The sequence below is a fragment of the Thiomicrorhabdus arctica DSM 13458 genome (genome assembly GCF_000381085.1).
GTDB classification, from domain to species: Bacteria; Pseudomonadota; Gammaproteobacteria; order Thiomicrospirales; family Thiomicrospiraceae; genus Thiomicrorhabdus; species Thiomicrorhabdus arctica.
In genome coordinates, this window is record NZ_KB905899.1 from 733481 (window position 1) to 755920 (window position 22440).

18 protein-coding genes are annotated in these 22440 nt (G+C 40.4%); 10 read left to right on the forward strand and 8 right to left on the reverse strand.

The genetic code is table 11. The annotated features are described in order from the left end of the window. Nucleotides 1-7: 7 nt before the first annotated feature. Nucleotides 8-3988 carry an ATP-dependent RNA helicase HrpA gene (hrpA, locus tag F612_RS0103365; protein WP_019556338.1) on the reverse strand — a complete coding sequence of 1327 codons (3981 nt, stop codon included), beginning with the start codon at nt 3986-3988 and terminating at the stop codon, nt 8-10. Between the two features lie 145 nt (nt 3989-4133). Between hrpA and F612_RS0103370 the strand changes: the two genes are divergently transcribed. Beyond that, a complete protein-coding gene (locus tag F612_RS0103370) occupies nt 4134-4826 on the forward strand; it encodes an MBL fold metallo-hydrolase (protein WP_019556339.1) in 693 nt (230 codons plus the stop codon). A 195-nt stretch (nt 4827-5021) separates the two neighbouring features. On the opposite strand, the gene F612_RS0103375 is transcribed toward F612_RS0103370, so the two are convergent. Next, nucleotides 5022-5447, reverse strand: coding sequence for an FKBP-type peptidyl-prolyl cis-trans isomerase (locus F612_RS0103375; RefSeq protein WP_019556340.1), 426 nt, complete (start codon nt 5445-5447; stop codon nt 5022-5024). A 68-nt stretch (nt 5448-5515) separates the two neighbouring features. On the opposite strand from F612_RS0103375, the gene dnaQ reads away from it, so the two are divergent. Then, nucleotides 5516-6220 (forward strand): DNA polymerase III subunit epsilon, encoded by a 705-nt coding sequence (gene dnaQ, locus F612_RS0103380; RefSeq protein ID WP_019556341.1) that lies wholly within the window; start codon nt 5516-5518, stop codon nt 6218-6220. Nucleotides 6221-6326: 106 nt separating this feature from the next. On the opposite strand, the gene F612_RS0103385 is transcribed toward dnaQ, so the two are convergent. Next, nucleotides 6327-7127 (reverse strand): class I SAM-dependent methyltransferase, encoded by an 801-nt coding sequence (locus F612_RS0103385; RefSeq protein WP_019556342.1) that lies wholly within the window; start codon nt 7125-7127, stop codon nt 6327-6329. 116 nt (nt 7128-7243) lie between these two features. Between F612_RS0103385 and gloB the strand changes: the two genes are divergently transcribed. The 3 genes from gloB to F612_RS12120 are packed head-to-tail and all read left to right on the forward strand — an operon-like array spanning nt 7244 to nt 11910. Further along, a complete protein-coding gene (gene gloB / locus F612_RS0103390; protein WP_019556343.1) occupies nt 7244-8020 on the forward strand; it encodes a hydroxyacylglutathione hydrolase in 777 nt (258 codons plus the stop codon). A 47-nt stretch (nt 8021-8067) separates the two neighbouring features. Then, on the forward strand, nt 8068-9855 hold the full coding sequence (locus F612_RS12115) for a LysM peptidoglycan-binding domain-containing protein (RefSeq protein WP_019556344.1): 1788 nt from the start codon (nt 8068-8070) through the stop codon (nt 9853-9855). 9 nt (nt 9856-9864) lie between these two features. Continuing rightward, complete coding sequence (locus F612_RS12120; RefSeq protein ID WP_019556345.1) at nt 9865-11910, forward strand: transglycosylase SLT domain-containing protein; 2046 nt, start codon at nt 9865-9867, stop codon at nt 11908-11910. Nucleotides 11911-12254: 344 nt separating this feature from the next. On the opposite strand, the gene cysS is transcribed toward F612_RS12120, so the two are convergent. Next, on the reverse strand, nt 12255-13622 hold the full coding sequence (gene cysS, locus F612_RS0103405) for a cysteine--tRNA ligase (RefSeq protein WP_019556346.1): 1368 nt from the start codon (nt 13620-13622) through the stop codon (nt 12255-12257). A gap of 201 nt (nt 13623-13823) precedes the next feature. Here cysS and F612_RS0103410 point away from each other — a divergent pair, with 201 nt between their 5' ends. From F612_RS0103410 to F612_RS0103420, 3 genes are all read left to right on the forward strand, one after another. Next, nucleotides 13824-14444 (forward strand): peptidylprolyl isomerase, encoded by a 621-nt coding sequence (locus tag F612_RS0103410; RefSeq protein ID WP_019556347.1) that lies wholly within the window; start codon nt 13824-13826, stop codon nt 14442-14444. 48 nt (nt 14445-14492) lie between these two features. Next, a complete protein-coding gene (locus F612_RS0103415; protein WP_019556348.1) occupies nt 14493-14996 on the forward strand; it encodes a peptidylprolyl isomerase in 504 nt (167 codons plus the stop codon). A gap of 156 nt (nt 14997-15152) precedes the next feature. Next, nucleotides 15153-15899 carry a UDP-2,3-diacylglucosamine diphosphatase gene (locus F612_RS0103420; RefSeq protein ID WP_019556349.1) on the forward strand — a complete coding sequence of 249 codons (747 nt, stop codon included), beginning with the start codon at nt 15153-15155 and terminating at the stop codon, nt 15897-15899. A 182-nt stretch (nt 15900-16081) separates the two neighbouring features. On the opposite strand, the gene F612_RS0103425 is transcribed toward F612_RS0103420, so the two are convergent. From F612_RS0103425 to F612_RS0103440, 4 genes are all read right to left on the reverse strand, one after another. Next, nucleotides 16082-17344, reverse strand: a complete 1263-nt coding sequence (locus F612_RS0103425) for a dicarboxylate/amino acid:cation symporter (protein ID WP_019556350.1) — start codon at nt 17342-17344, stop codon at nt 16082-16084. A 121-nt stretch (nt 17345-17465) separates the two neighbouring features. Further along, entirely contained in the window at nt 17466-17762 is a 297-nt protein-coding gene (locus F612_RS0103430) for a rhodanese-like domain-containing protein (protein ID WP_019556351.1), read from the reverse strand. 166 nt (nt 17763-17928) lie between these two features. Next, nucleotides 17929-18435, reverse strand: coding sequence for a phosphatidylglycerophosphatase A family protein (locus tag F612_RS0103435; RefSeq protein WP_019556352.1), 507 nt, complete (start codon nt 18433-18435; stop codon nt 17929-17931). A 122-nt stretch (nt 18436-18557) separates the two neighbouring features. After that, a complete protein-coding gene (locus F612_RS0103440) occupies nt 18558-19766 on the reverse strand; it encodes an argininosuccinate synthase (RefSeq protein ID WP_019556353.1) in 1209 nt (402 codons plus the stop codon). 1063 nt (nt 19767-20829) lie between these two features. Here F612_RS0103440 and F612_RS0103450 point away from each other — a divergent pair. Together F612_RS0103450 and F612_RS0103455 are read left to right on the forward strand one after the other, a co-directional pair. After that, nucleotides 20830-21183: a DUF883 family protein gene (locus F612_RS0103450; RefSeq protein WP_019556354.1), complete on the forward strand. Its 354-nt coding sequence runs from the start codon at nt 20830-20832 to the stop codon at nt 21181-21183. Nucleotides 21184-21189: 6 nt separating this feature from the next. Continuing rightward, nucleotides 21190-21471 carry a hypothetical protein gene (locus tag F612_RS0103455; protein ID WP_019556355.1) on the forward strand — a complete coding sequence of 94 codons (282 nt, stop codon included), beginning with the start codon at nt 21190-21192 and terminating at the stop codon, nt 21469-21471. Nucleotides 21472-22440 lie beyond the last annotated feature (969 nt).

Here is a 22440-nt window from a genome sequence, read left to right on the forward strand (position 1 = left end):
AGTGCGACTACAGTGCTTTAATCCTCTTTTCGATACGGGGTACCGAAATCGGCATTAGGGTTTTCATCGGCTGTGCAAACAGTGACAACCTTAACTCCTCAATCAACCACCGGATTTCGACCAGGCCTGGTAGGTCTTGATAAGCGGATTCTTGTGCCAAAGCTTGATAAGCCTTTAATACCGGTTGAATCTGCCGAATCGACAATTGATCTTTACTCGGGTCTTGCTCTATCTTCTCCAAACGCACCTCCAAGCCTTTCAAGTAACGGCTGATTTGCTTGAACCACTCTTCTGGCGTATTCCGGACAAAATCTTTGGAGATTAGAGCATCTAACTGTTGTTGAATATCCGTTATAGAAGCCAACCAACGTGGATTAACACGCCCTCTTACCCGCTTGGCAATGACCTGATGTTGGATAAAAATCGCATTGACCTGCACGGCAACCGCTTGCGCAGACTCAATCCAATGCAGACGTACGTTTTCCAATGTGGCTTTATAATCCGCTTGACGACGTACTGTTTCAGGATATGGCACTAACTGCTGTAACGCACGATCAATCACCTGTTGGGTTAAGTCCTGACAAGTTCCGTAAGGTGCATAACATAAGCAAGCCTTTTGCAAAGGTAGCTTCTTTTGCAGATACCTGAGTTTATCGGCCAATTCCGTGCGAATCAAAAACAACACGGCTTCAGCATGCGCTTCTAAGGCCTCCACTTCATCCCCCATTAACTCCAAGCTAAGCTTCTCGTCCTGATACTGTAAAGCGGGATAAGCCACCATTTCGACGCCATGGCTTTTAATGGTTTGTGAAGACTCCAAATCGCCAAAATTCCATTCGGTAACAAGCGTACTGCTCTGTTTTTTGCGAGATTGATGTTGCTGGATTTTGGCATCGACCAAATGTTGATACTGAGATTTTAAGTGGCTAAGACTGGCATCTTCTGCAATCACCTTGCCTTTGTCATCTTCTAAAACAAAAAATGGTAACAGGTGATCTGGTAACGCAATTGCTTCAAAATCTGAATCAGACACTTTGAGATTACCACGGCGATTGAGTGCCCAAATCAATTGATTGAGATAAGACTCTTTACGGCCACTTTTAACGGTTTTTTCAGGCGACATTTCAGACAAAACTAACGCTGCATAATGCGGAGCAGGTATAAACTGCTTTCTAAGTTGTTTCGGTAATGCTTTGATATAAAAAGAAGTCTTTTCTTTTAAAAGACCTGGAGTTAGCCATTCAAAATCACTTTCTTGGAGTAAATTCAGACTCGACAAAGGAACATGATAAATCAAACCATCACGCTTTTTACCCGGTTCAAAATGGTAATCCACCGCAAAATTCAATTGATTAGAAAGCTGTATTTGATCCGGATACTCTTTAAGGAAATCGGCATTAGTTTCCTGTTTCATCAAGTCATTTTCAGTTAAGAAAAGTGCCTCTAATTTCTCAGGAGCCTCTCGCAAAGATTTCTTAACCCACTTGTCTAACGCCGGCTGGCTGAAGATATGTTTAGGAATACGCTCATCATAGAATTGATAAAGCACCTCATCATCTACCAGAAAATCCGGACGACGCAATTTGTGCTCAAGCTTCTCTATTTTCTCAATCAAGGCTTGGTTATGCTTAAAAAAGGCCGCACGCGTTAATAACTCGCCCTCCACCAAACCATGACGAATGAAAAGCTTATGGGATTCAACCGGATTAATAGGGCCGTAATTACAGTGACGTCGATTGACGATCGGTAAACCGTACAGCGTAATGGATTCATAGGCACCCACTTGGCCGTTTTTCTTTTGCCAATGCGGATCAGTGTAGTTATGTTTTATTAAATGCTTGGCAAGGCTTTCTATCCATTGGATATCGATGGCGGCATTGTTGCGCGCGTAGAGTTTTGTAGTTTCGACCAACTCGCCTGCCAACAACCACTTTGGTTTACGCTTATAAAGACTGGAACTAGGATGGATAAACAGTTTGGTATTACGTGCACCGATATAAGACTTATCATCGTCACGCAATGCCACATTACCCAGTAGACCGGCCAATAAGGATTTATGTACAGCTACACTGTGCAAATCGCTAAGGCGTTCTCTGACGACATTGCCTTCTGTGACCTCTTCAAACAGGTGTAATTGGCCTACGCGCAACCCGATACGCTTAAGACTCTGCTCAATCTGCATCGTTAGCTCATGCCACTCTTTCATCCGCATATAAGAGAGAAAGTTGGTTTTGCATAATTTGCGTAATTTATTTTCTGAAAGGTGGCGGCGTTGATGTTCATAAAACTGCCATAGATTTAAAAAGAATAAGAAATCAGAACGCTCATCTTCAAAGGGTTTATGGGCAACTCTTGCGGCCTGCATGGTAGTTTGATTGATATCACGTGGATCTTGAATACTTAATGCTGAAGCGATGACGATCAACTCCGCCAATACACCATTTTTATCTGCTTCAACCACCATTTTGGCGACACTAGGATCGACTGGTAGTTTGGCGATCTGGCGGCCTTCTGCCGTTAAGCGGCGTTGATCATCCAAAGCCCCTAACTCATGTAACTGACGATAACCATCATTCACCGATTTATCCGATGGTGCCTCAATAAAGGGAAACTGCTTCACATCACCTAAAGACAATTGCGCCATCGTTAGAATGACGGATGATAACGAGGTACGATGAATTTCAGGGTCGGTAAACTCGGGACGTGAGTTAAAACTGGCTTCATCGTATAGGCGAATACAAATCCCGGCACTGACACGTCCACAACGACCTTTACGTTGATTAGCAGAGGCTTGCGATATTTTCTCAATTGGCAAACGTTGTACCTTGTTACGCACACTGTAGCGACTGATTCTCACCAGGCCTGGGTCAACCACATATTTAATACCCGGCACGGTTAACGACGTTTCGGCCACATTCGTACTGAGAATAATGCGTCGTTTTTGTGAGGTTTTAAAGATCTTTTGTTGTTCGGTCATCGACAAACGTGCATACAGAGGTATTACTTCGGTATTTTTTAGATTACGTTTACGCAGTACCTCGGCGGTTTCTTTAATATCACGCTCACCCACTTGAAACACCAATACGTCACCAAATGGATCTTCTAGCGCCAACTCGTCAATTGCATCTGCAATACCGGTGGTCATGTCCTGCTCAATCTCATTGCCTGCATCGTCTTCATAAGATGACAGTGGGCGATAACGTAATTCAACGGGATAGGTACGTCCTGAGACTTCAACCACGGGTGGACGCTTACCATTCAACGTAAAGTGGTCGGCAAATCGCTGGGTGTCAATGGTTGCCGAGGTGATAATGACCTTGAAATCAGGGCGTTTCAATAATAGCTGTTTAAGAATACCCAATAAGAAATCAATATTGATGCTGCGCTCATGCGCTTCATCGATAATAATGGTGTCATATTGCAAAAGCATTTGATCATTCTGAATTTCAGCCAGTAGAATCCCATCGGTCATGACTTTAATCAAACTGTGCGTTTTGACTAAATCTAAAAAACGCACCTGATAACCGACGATATCCCCAAGTTGCCCCCCTAACTCTTCGGCAATACGTTCGGAAACGCTACGCGCTGCCAATCGTCTTGGCTGCGTACAACCGATCCTGCCACGTACACCTAATCCAGCTTCTAAACAAATTTTAGGAATCTGTGTGGTTTTACCTGATCCAGTCTCTCCCGCGATTACCACCACCTGGTGGTCGCGAATAAGTTTGACCAGTTCCTCTTTTTTAGCGGCCACCGGTAAAGAATCATCGTATTCAATCTTAGGCACACTATTACGGCGTTTCTCGACCTGTTGGATAGAAGATTGAACTTGGTTCGCCCAGTTTAACCAGGCCTGGTCAGTTTCCTTGAGCGTCTTCAGGTCCAACCTGTTTAATGCATTTTGCAGGCGCGAGCGATCTTTAATCAGGCAGCTATCCAACAGGTTGGATAACTCATTTTTTTGAACAGTAAAGGAAACTTCAGACATAGTTGACGGGGATACTTTTTACCAGGATAATGATGAGTTAAGGATTTGCTTATATCGCATGCTTAATGCATACGCATATTGCTCAAAATACTTCATGAAATACAATTGAAACGTATTATAGCAAACAAACCACAAGGCCCTTAATATGAAAATCCGTCAACTGTTTGATTATGACACCTGGACTTACACCTATTTAGTTTGGGATGAAGCCACGATGGAGGCCGCCGTCATTGACTCCGTTTTAGAACGGGTTGAGCGTGACATGCAACATATCAAAGAGTTGGGCTTAAAGGTTAAATACCTTTTAGAAACCCATATTCATGCTGACCACATAACCGGTTCAGGCCCTATGCGTAAACAAACCAAGGGACAAATTGTCGTTCATAAAAATTCTGGCTCTGAATGTGCGGATATTCTAGCGGTTGAAGGCGACACTTTCAAACTGGGTCATCAAGAAATTAACGTTCTGCACACGCCAGGCCATACCAATAATGACATAACCTATCTAATTGAAGGCGCGGCATTTACCGGTGATACCTTAATGGTTCGAGATTGTGGACGTACGGATTTTCAACTCGGCAGTAACGAAAACCTGTTCCATTCGCTGACAGAGAAGCTTTTCACTCTCCCAGAAGAGACGATGGTCTTTCCGGCTCATGACTACAAAGGTTTTAGCCAATCGACTATTGGTGAGGAAAAGCAGTTCAATAGCCGAGTAGGTTCAGGTAAATCGTTCCAAGACTTCTCTACCGCCATGGACAATTTAAACCTACCCAACCCAAAACGTATCGACGTCGCCGTACCCGGTAATTTGCAGTGTGGAAACTTGGACGACTAATGGTCATCTAAGGCTTTAAAAGCCAGACACAAAAAAGCCTCATAAATTGAGGCTTTTTTGTGTCTGAAATCTAGATTTAACCTTTAAATAGGTTTGGGCTGAGTGCAGTCAATTCAAGGAAAAACAAGGGGGCGTACAAGTGTACGTGACCGTTTTTAACAAAGAAGTGGCGGTTCTCAGCACGAACCGAAAAAGTTAATGTACTTCTAGGACTTCTACTTTATAGTCCAATGTCTGGTCTGCTAAGGGATGATTACCATCAAGATAGACTTTATCTTCACTGATTTCAATAATACGGAAAATAATCGTTTCGCCATCAGGATCTTCTGTCTCAACGGTTGAACCAACCTCTAATGCAACATCATCTTCAAAATTTTCGGGGCCCGCGAAAACAACGAGGTCATCATTGGTCACACCATAAGCTTTTTCTGCTGGAATAGTGACTTTTGCCGAAAATCCTGGCTCTTCACCTTCTAAAAACGCCTCAAGCCCTTCAATGATTTCACCTTCGCCTTGAATATAGATAACCGGTTCGCCATTGTAGGTAGAATCAACGACTTCCCCGCTTTCATCACGTAGCTCATAGTGGAATGTAACGCGACTGCCTTTTTTAATTCTCATAACTCGTACCCTTTGGTCATTTTTTGCATTAAAATAATGAGCGATATTTTACCGTAAAGAGAACTCAAATGCGTCAGATTCTACTCGATACCGAAACCACTGGTTTTGACCCTCATACAGGCGACAGAATTGTCGAAATTGGCGCGGTAGAACTCATAAAACGTAAGTTGACGCACAACAATTACCATCAATATGTCTTTCCTGAACGTTCAGTGCCTCAAGATGCGATTGATGTTCACGGAATTACGGATGCCTTCCTTAAGGATAAGCCACTTTTTTCAGCCATAGTGGAAGACTTTATGGAGTATGTCAGCGGTGCTGAACTCATCATTCACAATGCGCCGTTCGATGTCGGCTTTATCAATAAAGAGCTCTCTTTATTAAAGAAGAATAGATGGGGCAAGATTGAAGATCATTGCATGATCACTGACTCGCTTAAAATGGCGAGAAAGACTTATCCTGGACAACGTAACTCTTTAGATGCTTTATGCAAGCGACTGGGGATTGATAACACCAACCGGACTTTACATGGAGCCTTACTCGATTCAGAGATTCTGGCCGATGTCTACTTAACCATGACGGGGGGGCAAACGGCATTGTCTCTCAATAGTGATTCTGCAGAAAATGACGATCACAATACAACGATTTCTTTAGCAAACTTGCAAAATAGGAAACCTTTGCGCGTCATGCTGGCCACCCAGGATGAGCTCGCGAGGCATCAGAAGAAACTGTCTGAGATCTCAGAAAAATCTCATCTAGAGATAAATTGGTAGTAGGTGACGATTCCACAATTATAATACGTTGATATTTTCCGACCGCTTAGAAAACAGCTGCAAGCTTTAAACAGACTCCATCATTTCAGAGTAAGTCATGGAATGACTAACGCTTTGAATTATTTCTGAGGAGCTTAGAATGGGCTCTTGTTGCTGACGTCACGCCTCGACTGGGAATCGCCATCCAACGGGGCATATGCCACCTTGAACCGACCAAGGTAGGTGAATCAATCCTTTTTTTGGCCACTAAACAGTAAACATTCCCAAACTGTAATCCTAAGCCCGACAATCCTCTTTCAAACCACTCAACGAGACTGATGAATCCCCCTTCTGATGGCCGCTGAACAAAACAAGTGACAGAACTGTAGCTTTGTATTTGTATATCATAACCGAGCACCTGCAACCACTCTTTGATGCGTTGTGATGTCTCTAATTTTGCTTGCTCAAACACTCTGTCTCTTTTAAACCAACGATGGCGCATAATAAAACAGCCATAAGGATTAAAGCCAGTAATGATCACATGACCTTCTGGCACAAGCATGCTGTCCACCTGTCTTAGCAAATAATAAGGATCTGCAGCAACCTCTAAAGTGTGAGGCAGTAAGACCACATCCGCTTTTTCTTTACCAATGGGTAAATAGTCCAAATCGGCACGAATTAAGTGACAATGCGGATCTTTGAGCGCTTCAGTCGACTCATATTCAAGCAATGGATCGATTAAGAGCTTGTACTTTATGCGACTGCTTGCCATTAAATATTCAGAAGATGACACGCCAAGCTGCACGAAAAAGTAGCCAAATAAATTTTGGACGGCTGACTCAACCAATCCCTTTTCCTGTGCTGAAACGGCACGGCCTGAGCCCGTGGAATACCATTGATGCAAAGAGTGTTGAAAACCCTGTTTCATTCCATTCTCCTTCCGCGCAATTTCATCGTTAACCTTTTCGTTCTTCACCGTACAAAACCAAGCGATAATTTGCTAAAATATGTTTAATTATAGCAACTAAATCGGTTCAAAAAATTATGAATATCGTTGGCCTTCCCTCACTCATAGACACCTATGAAAATTACATTTGGATTCTCTATGAAGGAGATAAAGCATGGGTGGTTGATCCGGGTGAATCGACGCAGGTGATTGATTTTCTAAATCAGAACAAACTTAATCTACAAGCCATTCTAATTACTCACACTCACTTTGACCATATTGATGGGATTCCAGGCCTTAAAGAAGCCTTTCCTGAAACGGTCATTTATGGACCTGCAAAAAATCAGCATCACATTATTCAAACAGGTTTGTTTGAGGGAGATGTTATTCCCTTAACCATGAACTTTAGCTTGACCGTTCTTGACACACCTGGCCACACTGCCAATCACATCAGCTTTTATAATGATCAAGCGTTATTCTGTGGTGACACTTTATTTACCGCTGGTTGTGGTCGTCTTTTAGGCGGAACAGTTGAGGAATTCACGCAATCCATCATCAAACTTCGTGATCTACCTGACAGCGTCTCTTTTTACTGTGCACATGAATATACTGAAGACAATCTTAAGTTTGCACTACTGGTTGAGCCTGATAATGAAGCATTACAACAACGTGTCAAGCAACCGTTGTTTAAATATCCTCAGATTCATAAAGGTCCGCTTTCAACGTTACTCGAAGAAAAAAACACGAATCCATTTATGCGGTTTGATGACCTGACCCTCAAAGGCAAGTTAATGGAACATGGTGCCTCGGACTCGCCAACAAGTCTATTTAAGACTTTACGTGAGTGGAAAGATCAATTTGATCAACAAGCTTAATTTTAATAATTTTCACCATCCGGTCATCGCTAGGGTAATATTGAAATATGACGATTTCTTCTGAACACACAACTTCTAATAGACAGGGAAAGTCATTGACGGACTCTTCAAGAAAAATGGTACTCTTAATAAAAACCACTCAAACCTCCTTATCAATCTCTGTCCTGCTATTTCTCTCGAGCTGCGTGACTTTACCAACCGACTTTGTTTCCACTGGAACATCGGGACAACTGAATCAATCAACGGGTATAAAGCTTTCACCCCAACAAAACCTAGCGAATTCTAAGAATGATGATTCTCAACAGTTAGAAATTAATCAAACCTTTCACCCTATCATTTGGGATGAAATGCATGACCAATTTCATTTAGCTTCAGCTAACCTTGGCCATTATGACTCTCAACTGACTTACTTCGAAAAAAATCCAGGCTACTTAAATCGAGTTTCGAAACGTTCAAAACCTTACTTGCATTTCATCCTCAGTGAAGTTCAAAAACGTGATATGCCTTATGAGATGGCTCTCCTCCCAATTGTAGAGAGTAGCTTTCAGCCGACCGCTTACTCTGAACAAAGCGCTGTTGGTCTATGGCAGTTCATTCCCAGCACAGCGCACCTGTGCGGTTTAGATAAAAACTGGTGGTATGATGGCCGTCAGGATACGATTCAGAGCACGCAAGCCGCTTTAGATTACCTGCAAAAGCTTTATGCTTTAAATAACAATGATTGGTTACTTGCGCTGGCATCCTACAATGCCGGGATTGGCAACGTTTACAAAGCCATAAAGCAATACAAGAAAAAACATACCTCAGAGGATGTACAGCCTACGTTTTGGGAGATCAAGCCTTATCTTCCAAAAGAGACTCAGAACTATGTTCCACAATTACTCGCTGTATCGTACATAATCAATCAAGCAGATGATTGGGGCATAGAGTTAGAACCTATCGAAAACAGCCCTTTTTTTACTGAAGTTGAATTAGATCAACAGATTACTTTGAGTGAAGCTGCAAAACTGTCTGGCATTTCTAAAGAACTGTTTGGTATTCTTAACCCAGGGTACCTCAGACCAACCACACCTCCTAAAGGTCCGTTTAATATTTTATTACCAGTGGAGCATGTAGCAGATTTCAAACATCTCCTTGCCACAGAAACGAACCTGTTTGATATTCAATGGATGCGTCATAAAATCAAGCCAGGCGACAGCCTTGGACTTATTGCTGAAAAATATCACACGTCCCGTAAAGCAATTCAAAACCTAAATGGCTTAAAAGACAATCGTATTCGTGCTGGCAAAACGTTACTTATTCCGGTACCCACTCAATATGCAGATAAAGTTGAACGTTTTACAAATAAAAGCCAATATAAAGGGGTAAAAAAAATTCACACCGTCGCTTCTGGAGACTCTCTATGGCGCATAAGTCGTTATTACAATGTGGATACAAGAACTCTTTGTAGATGGAACAATATTGGGATTCAAACCCCTCTGCGTAAAGGTCAGAAACTCGAAATCCGTAGTGCACGTTATGACAATAAGTTCACCTATACTCTTAAAAAAGGTGAAAGCCTATGGACTGTGGCTAAAAAATACAATGTGAGCACTGATTCGCTGATACGCTGGAACAATATTAAACAATCAGAAATAATTCAGCCAGGCACGCAAGTTACAGTTTGGCAACCTAAAGCACCACACAAAAATTATCACGTCAAAAATGGGGATAACCTTTGGAACATAGCCAAAGCAAACCAACTTTCGGCAAAGCAGCTAGCAAACTATAACCAGCTCTCTGTTAAGACCTATTTAAAACCAGGTCAAATCTTAAAAATACCACTGGAGAGCTAAAAAATTCTAATGCATTTTTTGAAAGGTTTAAACATATTAGACGAGTGCCCATACCTTAATTCAAATTCGGGTATTGACGTTGTGTTCAGAAATCAGTTCACTCGTTTAGGCTTTACGTGTCTATTTTTAATTAGCTTAATCAGCTATCAATCTAACGCTTTTGCTGCAAACAAGACACTTAGTAGCCAGCAACAGGCCTTTTTAGACGCTTACCAGTCCATCAAACTCAATGACCGTAAAGCCATTGCCCAATATAAAGTTCAGCTTAAGGGTTATCCACTCTACCCTTATGTCCTTTATCATGATTATCGTTTGCACCTAAAAAACACGCCAGAGAGCCTCATTAAAAACTTCATAAAAACTTACAAGAAAAGCTATCTAAGCGACTCACTTTATGGGAAATGGTTAACTCACTTAGCCAAGAATAAGCAGTGGAAAAAATTTTCAAGAACATATACGCCACAAAAAAACCAGGATTCACAGTGTTATAACATCCAAGCACTCTCCCATACAAAACAGCTCAATACCGCATTAGAATTGGCCATCCCTATTTGGGAAAATTCCACGAGCCTGAGTACAGCTTGTCGCCCGATTGATGATTTGATCAGAAAACATAAAAGACTCACAGGTAGCATGATTTGGAAAAGAATTAAGTTGGCTATGGAAAAACATAAACTCTCACTGGCTAAAACACTGAGCCAAGACCTCTCTCGAAAAGACCAAAGCATGCTTAATGAATGGATAAAGGTTTATAAAAACCCCAGATTAATCTCAAAGCCTTTGCCAATAAACGTAACACCGCTTGTTAAGAAAGCAATATTCACACAGGGTGTTCGTAAATTAGCGGCTAAAGACCCTGCACTGGCCCAAAAATCGCTCGATTTGTATTCTAAGCAATACGGTTTAAACCGTAATCAACACAATGTATTAGCACGTAAAATTGCTTTGCATACTGCATACCGCTCTGATCCTCAAGCTAAGACGCTGTTACATCAGGTAAACAGGAATGGTTCTAAAAATGCAGATAGTTTGCGTTGGCAAGCTCAGATAGCCATTAAACAATCTGATTGGCCAGGCCTACTAGAGACCATTGAATTAATGGAAACCGTTTCACAGCAATCTAAACAATGGCTATACTGGAAAGCTCGTGCGCTCGAAGCGACTCAGCAATTTAAAGAGTCAAATGATTTGTACCGAATGCTCGCTAGACAGCGCAATTACTATGCTTTCATGGCCGCTGACCGATTAAATTTGGATTATCAGTTTAATCCTAAGCCGATTAAAAAACTAAAGACTGATGAGTTGCTTAAAAAATATCCGGGGTTATTACGAATCCAAGAATTACTGGCAATTGATTGGCCTTTAAGCACCCGACGTGAGTGGTATCATCTGCTCAAAAAAGCCGATAAAAATGAGCTGCAAGCCGTAGCCGTATTGGCAAGTCAATGGAAGCAACACGCGCAAGCGATTCGCTCTTTAGCGAAAGCAAAGTCATGGGATGCCTTAAATTTAAGATTTCCAACTCCCTACAAACAACCCGTCATGCAGAATGCTAAGCGTAATGGTATTGATGCCGCCTGGATATACGGCATTATGCGGCGTGAAAGTGCATTTTCGAAAGATATTAGGTCTCCAGTAGGTGCAACCGGTTTAATGCAACTCATGCCCAAGACGGCTAAATACATGAGCCAAAAAATCAGTTCGAAAAACATCTCTTACCAAAAACTCACTGAAGCGAAAAACAATATTGAATTAGGCAGCGCTTACTTGAGTTATCTGAGCCAAAAATACAGTGCGAATAAGGTTTTAGCAACGGCTGCTTACAATGCTGGCCCTAACAGAGTTGACAGGTGGATTCCTTCTAAAGGAACCTTAGCGGCGGATCAGTGGATTGACTCAATCCCTTATACTGAAACTCGAGCTTATGTTAAAGCTGTATTAGAATACACCACTATTTTCAATTCGCTTTTGAATCAAAGATACACTCGACTAAAAGATGTTATGCCTGATATCGGTGACCAACCAATATTGCAATCCGATCCTAAACACCCTTAAACCCAAACCTAACTTGCCCTTTCTAAAGACTCAATATCATTTGATTTCTAACAGACAAAAAAAAACCTTCGCTGGACAAGCGAAGGTTCAAATAAATTATCTCAATTGAAATAATCAGAGGAGGATACTCATGAAGAAACATGAATGTAACAATTGTATTAGCGGTTACTTATTTTGTCAATCATAAAGACATTAATAAATCATTATATTTTCTTATAGCCGCATATAACGCACTGTTTTTAAAAGACTTATAAATAGCATGGAAATACATAAGGTAATGAGAGCAACCTAAAGCCATCCAAATCGACTCATCATTTTATAACAATGTCTCGACTTGATTAAGGCTACACTCTACGCCAACTGGTTCCTTGTGGTGAGTCCAATAGTTCAACGCCCAAAGCACCTAACTCATCTCTAATTTCATCTGAGCGTGCAAAGTTTTTATCCGCCCGTGCTTGTTTACGATCTTCTATAAGCTGCACGATCATCTCTTCCGTCAACTCCGAATCACTTGGCTGAAACTTAAAAAATGTTTCAGGTGATTGCTCTAATAACCCTATTTGATTGCCAAGTTTGATCAACAATCCAGCCAAACCAGTGTCTTTGGTTTTATTGACTTCTTTTGCCAACTCAAATAACAGAGCCATGGCTTTTGGAGTATTGAAGTCATCATTCATTACCGTCATAAACTGGGCTTGATACTCTGTATTTTCAGACGGTTTGCCTGGAGTAATACTTTGCAAAGCCGAATATAATCGACCGACATTGGCTTTAGCAGATTCTAAGTTTTCTTGAGAATAATTTACTGGGCTACGGTAATGACTCGCCAATAAAAAGTAACGAATCACCTCGGGTTGAAAAACCTTTAAGACTTCTCGAATGGTAAAGAAGTTATTTAAAGATTTAGACATCTTTTCATCATCAATACGCACAAAACCGCAATGCATCCAAGTATTGACATAATGATCACCTGTCGCGCATTCAGATTGAGCGATTTCATTTTCGTGATGTGGAAAAGACAGATCCATTCCACCACCGTGAATATCAAAATGATTGCCTAGACATTTAGTCGACATTGCTGAACACTCAATATGCCAACCTGGACGACCTTCGCCCCAATTAGACTCCCAAGCGGGCTCATCTGCTTTAGACGCTTTCCATAAAACGAAATCCAATGGATCTTGCTTCATTGCATTGACTTCAACACGCGCACCGGCTTCGAGGTCTTCTAGTTTCTTACCTGAAAGACGACCATATTCTGCAAATGAGTTGACCTTAAAATAGACATCACCGTTACTGGCAGGGTAAGCAAAACCTTTGTCTACTAAGACCTGAATCATGCCTTTAATTTCAGCCATATACTCTGTCGCTTTAGGTTCCATATCAGGACGTAATACATTCAAGGCTTGTTCATCGGCATGCATTTCACTGACCATACGTTCAGTGAGTGTTTGAATAGATTCACCGTTTTCTAAAGCACGCTTAATAATCTTATCATCAATATCTGTAATATTACGCACGTAGTTCACATCATATCCTAATAGGCGTAGATGACGCACCACCGTATCAAAAACCACCATGACACGCGCATGACCGATATGACAAAGATCGTATACCGTCACGCCACAGACATACATACCAACTTTATTATCATGAATGGGTTTAAATAACTCTTTTTGGCGTGTTTCAGTGTTGAATATCTGTAAACTCATAGTGTTTCCTGTCATCAAATAAGGTGCAAAGAGGTTCGACCCACTTGAAAAAGTGGCCTGACTCCCCAAAATATAATATATTCACAGACAATTTCTTGATGTAATTCTAGAAAAGTCTTTATAAATATTTAGGTCTGAAAGACCTAGGTGTTAGAATGCGTTTATTGTAACTCAAACTAATCAAAAACTTAGGAGTGAATCATGACAAAAGGACTATTTTTAGGCCTTAAAACGGCGACCATCGGCTTACTGTATTTAGCATTAAGCTCAAGCGCTTTCGCACAAACTGACCCTGCTTCTGTGCCGAAAAAAGGGGCTGTGGCGCCACAGGTTTTAATTGAGACCTCAGAAGGAAGTTTCGTATTAGAGCTTTATCCTGACAAAGCCCCTAAAACGGTTGAAAACTTTTTGCGGTATGTTAACGAAGGGTTTTATGACAATACGATATTTCATCGAGTGATCCCAAACTTCATGATCCAAGGTGGCGGTTTTACTGCTGACATGCAAAAAAAGCATACACATGCTGAAATACAAAATGAAGCTGACAATGGATTACGTAACCGTATTGGTACTGTCGCTATGGCGCGTACGAATGATCCGCATTCTGCAACCGCACAGTTTTTCATTAATGTTTCCCAAAACACCTTCTTAGACTTTCGTGAGAAACATGGCCGTGGTTGGGGATACACCGTATTTGGAAATGTGATCAAAGGCATGAAAACCGTTAATCAAATCCGCAATGAACGAACTGGTTTTAAAGACGGCTTTAAAGACGTCCCACTTAAAACTGTTTTGATCATCAAAGCTAGACAGATCAAATAAATTTAAATAGCATTTATAACATTTAGAATAAAAAATAAAGGAATAGCGATGACAGAAGTTAAAATCAGCACGACTATGGGCGATATTACAATCGAATTAGATGATGAAAAAGCACCGATAGGCGCTGAGAACTTCACTCACTATGCCATGGATGGTTTTTTCAATGGCACAATTTTTCACCGCATCATCCCTAACTTTATGGTTCAAGGTGGTGGGATGTTACCAGGCATGGAAGAGAAATCCTCAGGTGCCGCAATTGAAAATGAAGCGGATAATGGATTGAAAAATGATCGTGGTACATTGGCTTATGCACGTACTGGCGACCCACATTCAGCCACCACTCAGTTTTTCATTAACCTAAAAGATAATGACTTTTTAAACCATTCAGGGAAAAACCCACAAGGCTGGGGTTATGCCGTCTTTGGTAAAGTCACGAAAGGTATGGATATCGTTGATGAGATGGCCAAAGTTGAAACCACAGCACGTTTGGGTCACCAGGATGTACCGCGTGAAGACATTGTCATCACTAAAGCCATTTTGCTTGAAGCGTAATTCAAAAGCCTTACCTCACGATTCACTAGAAAGGTAATATCTATAAAGCCGAAGCTCCTCTTCGGCTTTATTGTTTTAACGCCACTACAACGATTACCCCCTTTTAGGCTCAACCCCTCACTTTCCATTAACCTTTAAAGTTGTTAGAATCTCAGAATGAATCCATACACCTTATTCGTTGCAGATATACATTTGCAACCCGAACCGAACCACCCTATCAATCAGGCATTTGAAAACTTCCTAATCGAAGAAGCCCCAAAAGCACAAGCGCTTTATATTTTAGGGGATTTGTTTGAAATGTGGGTCGGTGACGATATTGGTTTAGAGCAGTATGCCCCTATTATCAGCACACTCAAACTGCTGACGGATAATGGCCTTCTTATTTATGCCCAATATGGCAATCGTGATTTTCTTATGAGAGAAGACTTTTGGCATGCCACAGGCATTCAATTTTTAGCAGAACCGACTCAAGTGACCTTGTATCAACACACCTATCTGATCATGCATGGTGATAACCTGTGTACTGATGATAAGGGCTATCAAAGAATGCGTTCAATTCTACGAAACTCTCTAGTACAGTGGTTATTTTTGAACCTCGGTCGAAAACGACGCCTTGCGATTGGTCAGAAAATGCGCTGTGGATCTGCCCAACACAGTCAAAACAAATCTCAGGCCATTATGGACGTCAATAGCCAAGCAGTTTGTGATCTGTTTAAACAATATCCACATATCGAACACATTATCCATGGTCACACACACCGACCTCAGCACCATTTAATAGAAGTCGATCATATTACCCTGCATCGTTGGGTTCTAGGCGACTGGCAAGCAGTAATAGATGGTCCAAGTACACTACTCAGAGTCTCAGCATCAGGACCTGAACTGATTGATTACCCCTATTAATTCTCTTTCGTTTATGACGTCTTTTAATCATAAATAAGCTTGGTGACGCTCTTGATTAAACACGACTCTATGAGCTAAATTTAGTATACGTGGTGTATGTAACTTTAATGTCGACACAAAAAAGCCCGCTTAAAAAGAATTCTTAAGCGGGCTTTTTATTGGATGAATTTATCTATAACCTTCTAAAAGGTCTTTTGCGTTAAGACCCCTTCCTCCCCTTCTGACTTTGCAATCACCACAGCGCCAACAGAGTCACTGAAAATATTTACAGCGGTGCGCATCATGTCTAATAATCTATCCACCACCAGGAGTAAGCCAATTGCTTCCGCAGGTAGACCCACCGCGACCAAAATGATACTAATAGCAACCAAACTGGCCGAGGGGATTCCTGCGACTCCAATAGAAGTGGTTAATGCAACCACCACAATTAAAAATTGGGTTGCGAAATCTAACTGAAAGCCAAACAGTTGCGCAATAAATATCGCAGCAACACACTCATAGAGCGCCGTGCCATCCATATTCACGGTCGCGCCTAATGGGAGCACAAAACTGGCTACGCGGTTTGAGACACCCGCTCTATTTTCCAAGGAGTTCATTGAAATCGGCAAGGTAGCAGATGAAGAACTGGTTGAGAAGGCTGTCAGTAATGCTGGCGCCATCGCTTGATAATGTAACCATGGGTTTTTAACTCCGCCAACATACCGCAAAATGAGCGACATGACGATGAGAAAGTGAATTGTTAAAGCGGCCACCACCGTCATAAAGAATAGTGCCAGATTTTCAAATTGATCAAACCCTGTTTTAGCAACGGATGCGGCAACTAACCCAAAAACACCCAATGGTGCAAATTTCATAATCAGGCCAGTCAACAACATCATGATATCAAACACACCCTGCCAGAAGTTTTGCAAAGTCTTTTGTCCATCACCCTTGATTTGCGTCAGGAAAAAACCGAATAACAAACTAAAGAAGATCAAGCCAAGCATTTGTCCTTGGGCAGCTGCATCGACAATGTTGGTTGGAATCATGCGCAGGAAAACATCGACTACATCACCAGCAGATTTACCTTCAATCGCTTGAGTCACATCGGCATTAGCCTCAATCATCGGCGGCGGATTACCGGTCACACCTGGCTGAATAACATTCACCAGTACCAACCCAATCATAATCGCAATAAAACTCGTCGCGACGTAATATGTTAGGGTCTTAATTCCCATACGACCGAAACCACCATTACCACCAATATTGGCTATGCCGGTGATAATGGCAGACATAACAAGAGGGACAACAATCATCTTTAGGGCATTTAAGAACAATGTCCCGATAAAAGTGTAGACGGATAACCAAGGGACCCCAAAAATAGTGCCCTCTATGCCGGAATAGCTTCCCATAATGGCGGCTAAAACCAGTGCGATAAGGATTTGCCAATGTAGCGCTAATGTCATATATCTGCCTTGTTATGTTGAGTTATTTGAGTTTTCTTGAGCTATAAAAAAAGCACTTAAAACGAATCTGCTTTAAGCGCTTTTTCAGGTAAAAGTGCCGGGATCTATGAACCCCAGTTTTTTATAAATCAGGACATTGATCCCAAGCCATAAAAGAGCCTAAGTTATACACTTCATCAAAACTTTGAGATAACAAAATCTGCATTGCCATATGTGAACGTTGTCCAGAACGACAAAAGACAATCACTGGAATATCTTTATCTAAGATGCTTTCACCAACACGGTCAATATCTTGTAATGGAATATTAATAGCACCAGGCAACTTACTCATTGCAAACTCTTCTGGAGTTCGAACATCAACCAATTGTGCATTTTTTTCTTTGATTAAACGCTTTGCATCATCACATGGAATAAACATCTTTTATCTTAACTCCCAAATATTTTAATATATTAATTTGATGCGTAATATACCTTAAAACGCTCAAGATGCCAAATTCAAACTTATTATATCTAACCAAATAAACCGATTGAAATTTTATTAAAAAGATTTCAATCGGTTATAAGGAAAGTCATTCGCAAAGTTATTAACTTATTTTAAACAGATGGTAACCCCAAATCACTGCAACAGCATATATGGCCGCCAAAATATCATCTAGCATAATGCCAAAACCGCCCTCTACCTTGTGATCCACCCAAAGAATTGGCCAGGGCTTCCAAATATCAAATAAACGAAACATGGCAAAAGCCAGCATCCAATACAGGAAACTTTGTTCAGGAAGTAATATCAGCACCAACCAAATGCCGACAAATTCATCCCACACAATACCACCATGGTCATGCACATCTAAATACTCTGATGACTTGCCACAGATAGTGCTACCAAACAACGTTCCTAATAACAAAACCGCCCAAGCCAACCATTCATTCCATAACAATAATGGTATAAACAACAGTAAACCTAATAAAGTTCCAGCCGTGCCTGGGCCCTTTGGAAGAAGGCCTGAACCAAACCCAAAACCAAGCATTAAAACAGGATTGGACCATAATTCGCTAAAACTTGGAGCAAGCACTTTAATCGATTTATTTTTCATCAATACCTCAGTATTAATCTAGTTTGAATAGCGCTTGAGTCCAATGTTTTCGAAACATTCGAATAAAGTCTACATAAAAAAACAGCGCTGAAATCAACGCTGTTTTATGCATTACTCGACCTTTATTTGCGTCGCTTAGCCGCTGTTTTAAGACGTAGAGCATTCAATTTAATAAAACCTTCAGCATCCTTATGATCGTACGCACCACCATCTTCTTCAAAAGTGGCAATCGCTTCATCAAACAGGCTATATTCAGAGGTACGCCCTACTACGGTAATCGTACCTTTGTATAATTTAACACGGACATTACCCGTTACGAACTCTTGCGACTTATCAATCATGGCTTGTAACATTTCACGTTCTGGTGCAAACCAAAATCCGTTATAAACCATCTCTGCATACTTCGGCATTAACTCATCTTTAAGGTGCGCAGCATTACGGTCTAGCGTTAATGATTCCATAGCACGATGGGCTTTAAGCATAATGGTTCCAGCAGGCGTTTCATAACAACCACGCGCTTTCATACCCACAAAACGATTTTCAACAATATCATCACGACCAATACCGTTTGCGCCACCCACTTTATTTAAGTATTCCATGACGGTTGCTGGAGACATGCTTTCACCATTGATCGCGTTGATATCACCTTTTACGAAACTAATATCTAAGTAGGTTGATTCATCAGGTGCATTCTCTGGTGAAACGGTCCATAACCACATATCTTCTTCTGGTTCATTCGCAGGATCTTCGATGATTCCGCCTTCGTAAGAGATATGTAATAAGTTTGCATCCATTGAGTAAGGAGATTTTTGACCTTTTTTCTTCTCTACCACAATGCCGTGTTTATCAGCATAAGCCATTAGCTTTTCTCGAGACAGTAAGTCCCACTCACGCCAAGGTGCAATGACTTTTACATCTGGCATTAAAGCGTACGCGTTGAGCTCAAATCGCACCTGATCATTACCCTTACCTGTGGCACCATGCGAAATAGCATCCGCACCAACGGCCTGTGCAATTTCAACTAAACGTTTAGAGATTAATGGTCGTGCAATTGAAGTACCTAAACGGTACTCACCTTCATAGATCGCGTTAGCACGCATCATCGGAAAAACAAAATCTTTAGCGAATTCTTCACGTAAATCTTCAATATAAATTTCTTTAACGCCCATCGCCACGGCTTTAGCGCGCGCTGGTTCAACTTCTTCACCTTGGCCAATATCTGCGGTAAAAGTAACCACTTCGCACTGATACTCGTCTTGTAACCACTTAACGATAATTGAAGTATCCAGGCCACCTGAATAAGCTAAAACGACTTTTTTTATACCCGACATAATTTTTTCCTTACAGAATTCGATTATTTGCGCGAATTATACATGAATTCAGGTTATTCAACATGAATTTAGACGAATCATTTTCTTATAAAATGGCTGATAGAAGGCAAGTTCAAGAAGTGAAAGAAGGTAATATTGTTGCAACAAAAGCAGACTTTTTCTTCCTACAGAGCAGGTAAACCCACAAAGGAGATAACAGTAACGTCTTTGAATTAACTTCACTTTAAGTCCTCATAAAACCTTCCGAATTTAGGATGTTTTTTAGATGAAAGCTAAAACTCAATTATTAAAATTTTAAGGAAAATCAAACTATTCGGATAGTTTCGCTTTATCCTGATAAACTCAATACTATTATTGATGCAGACATTAAATGTTATCCACCTATATGGTTCGTCTAGAATAGAGATTGAACATTTTCTGGTTACTGGACGGCTCACTTATAACGATACGTCAATGACTGTAGTGTGAGGCATGAATTAGAATATCTTTGTAACACTGTCTGGGATACCCCTAAATTTAATATTCCATAAGTGCTAAGGAATCAGAGCAAACCATAGCAGCGAATTATGTCAATAACGAAATGCGCAAAAATTGATTTCAACTAAAAATGGGGTTAGACAGACATTGACGATTATTTTTTTAATGACATTATTCCAATCTAATTTCAGACTATCAGAAAATGCGCTATCACAATCAAATCACTCGTAAATTTCCTTAATAAATTGCTCGTTTTTGCATTACTTTCACCGCCACTTGGAGATACGATTTTCTTTTTTCCCCGGCCATTTAGAAGAAAAAACACTGCACTGATTCTAATTTCAGTTTCCAACAATATCATTTGTAAACAGTGCAAAAGTTTGTGATTTCACTCTGATAATAAATAAGTATAAATACTTGCGATAATCACACTCAGTGAGTAAAATTAAACTTAATCTATAAAAAATTACTTATTACTATTCTACTAACTGAATATAGTGATTTTTGAATAGTAAAAATACATAATTTCATCAACGTACGATGAATTTATATTTGAAAAGCAACCTTAAATTAAGAGGATTAACCCATGGCAACACTAGATAACAGAAATAGCACAACACAAGACAACAAAGATAACACTAAAGGCAACGACAACGAATTACGTAAAGAATTCAATGAGCTTAAAAATCAGGTTAATAGCTTGGTAGGTCTCCTGAATGAACAAGCACATGAAAAATCATCAAGCATTAAACATAAACTTGGTGAAGATTTGGAGAAATATCAGGAGAAAGCAAAAGAACAAATGCGACATGCTCTTGAGTTAGGTTCAGAAAATTTGGATAAGGTTGAAGAAAAAATTCAAAGCCATCCACTTGTGAGTCTGGCATTGGCATTTGGTGTTGGTTATGTACTTTCTAGAGCCATCAGTAAGGACAAGTAACTTCACATGAAAATGTTATCTGAGGCCTTCATTAGTCTTTGTGATCTAGTCGAGGCTGAAGGCCGCTTACTAAAACACAAAACACTGAAAATGGTAGGTACCATACTGCTGATGATATTGGCATCACTGCTTTTTTTAATGACATTGATATTAGTGATGATTGCAATTTATCATGTATTGATTCTAAATTGGAGTGAGCCCATCGCTTATCTTGGTATTGCATCTTTAAGTTTACTTTTCACGGGAGGCATACTTTGGGTAGCCGTTTATCTGAACAAGAAGCCGTAGTACTGGCTAAAAATAAACTAAGACTTGCGTCCGCGCAAGTCGATTATTTTGCAGCAATTACCAACCCTGTGAAACAACATCCACTAACAAGTGTTGGTGTTGCTTTCGCTGCAGGTATTGTAGCGAGTAGAGTCTCAAAAAAAGGTTCATCAACGAGCCTAATAGGCCTACTTATAAGCACAATAATGAAGCTTTAATATTTAGGAATAACGGTTCAAAGACAGAACATAATTCACAAATACACCCTTCACTTTCTGCCAATCCAGGGCTTACTCATATGCACTGTCATTGGCATTTACATCTCGTCCGCTCAAAATTACTTTAGGTGAGATGTGCAGTACCATTGAGGCTAGTTTTGAACATCTTTTACTTTCAACATAGACACTCATTCAACATATTTTTATGTTGAAATAACATGAACAGCCGAGTAAATATGATTTCAAGGATTGATTTGCAAGTATTTATAAGAGGACAAAATCTATCACTTAATTTTACAAAAAAGATAAACATAAAATCTAAATACCGTTAATCTTATCGATATTGCTGAAGAATCTTATTGATTAAATACATCTAATTCTTCTTGCGAGGGCTTCAATAAAAATAAAAGATGCCTGCAAACTCTTCCTTTACAACTCTTTCTGTTTTTTTCAAGATGACACTTTCATATTCAATGGGTGATAGGCCTTGAACACGACCATAAAGCTCTCTAATACTGTAAAAAATCACCCTATAATTCGATGGGTTCGCACAGATTGGAACTTTAATCTTTACAGACAGTTTATTTACTTTTGGATTTTAAATAGATATTTTTAAAGAGAGAGACCGCTTTATACAACGGCATTAAGATAACACGAACATTACTGCTTCGACCCGCATGGGTTGGTTGCTAGAACATGCATGATATTCGAAAAAAATTGCCCACTGACACTCGAATATTGTATGTCAAATCTGGAGTAAACCAGTTCTCAA

Bases quoted from the DNA above. Each gene is read 5' to 3' on its own strand.
- hrpA (WP_019556338.1), bottom strand. From the start codon at position 3,988: ATGTCTGAAGTTTCCTTTACTGTTCAAAAAAATGAGTTATCCAACCTG.
- F612_RS0103370 (WP_019556339.1), top strand. From the start codon at position 4,134: ATGAAAATCCGTCAACTGTTTGATTATGACACCTGGACTTACACCTAT.
- F612_RS0103375 (WP_019556340.1), bottom strand. From the start codon at position 5,447: ATGAGAATTAAAAAAGGCAGTCGCGTTACATTCCACTATGAGCTACGT.
- dnaQ (WP_019556341.1), top strand. From the start codon at position 5,516: ATGCGTCAGATTCTACTCGATACCGAAACCACTGGTTTTGACCCTCAT.
- F612_RS0103385 (WP_019556342.1), bottom strand. From the start codon at position 7,127: ATGAAACAGGGTTTTCAACACTCTTTGCATCAATGGTATTCCACGGGC.
- gloB (WP_019556343.1), top strand. From the start codon at position 7,244: ATGAATATCGTTGGCCTTCCCTCACTCATAGACACCTATGAAAATTAC.
- F612_RS12115 (WP_019556344.1), top strand. From the start codon at position 8,068: ATGACGATTTCTTCTGAACACACAACTTCTAATAGACAGGGAAAGTCA.
- F612_RS12120 (WP_019556345.1), top strand. From the start codon at position 9,865: ATGCATTTTTTGAAAGGTTTAAACATATTAGACGAGTGCCCATACCTT.
- cysS (WP_019556346.1), bottom strand. From the start codon at position 13,622: ATGAGTTTACAGATATTCAACACTGAAACACGCCAAAAAGAGTTATTT.
- F612_RS0103410 (WP_019556347.1), top strand. From the start codon at position 13,824: ATGACAAAAGGACTATTTTTAGGCCTTAAAACGGCGACCATCGGCTTA.
- F612_RS0103415 (WP_019556348.1), top strand. From the start codon at position 14,493: ATGACAGAAGTTAAAATCAGCACGACTATGGGCGATATTACAATCGAA.
- F612_RS0103420 (WP_019556349.1), top strand. From the start codon at position 15,153: ATGAATCCATACACCTTATTCGTTGCAGATATACATTTGCAACCCGAA.
- F612_RS0103425 (WP_019556350.1), bottom strand. From the start codon at position 17,344: ATGACATTAGCGCTACATTGGCAAATCCTTATCGCACTGGTTTTAGCC.
- F612_RS0103430 (WP_019556351.1), bottom strand. From the start codon at position 17,762: ATGTTTATTCCATGTGATGATGCAAAGCGTTTAATCAAAGAAAAAAAT.
- F612_RS0103435 (WP_019556352.1), bottom strand. From the start codon at position 18,435: ATGAAAAATAAATCGATTAAAGTGCTTGCTCCAAGTTTTAGCGAATTA.
- F612_RS0103440 (WP_019556353.1), bottom strand. From the start codon at position 19,766: ATGTCGGGTATAAAAAAAGTCGTTTTAGCTTATTCAGGTGGCCTGGAT.
- F612_RS0103450 (WP_019556354.1), top strand. From the start codon at position 20,830: ATGGCAACACTAGATAACAGAAATAGCACAACACAAGACAACAAAGAT.
- F612_RS0103455 (WP_019556355.1), top strand. From the start codon at position 21,190: ATGAAAATGTTATCTGAGGCCTTCATTAGTCTTTGTGATCTAGTCGAG.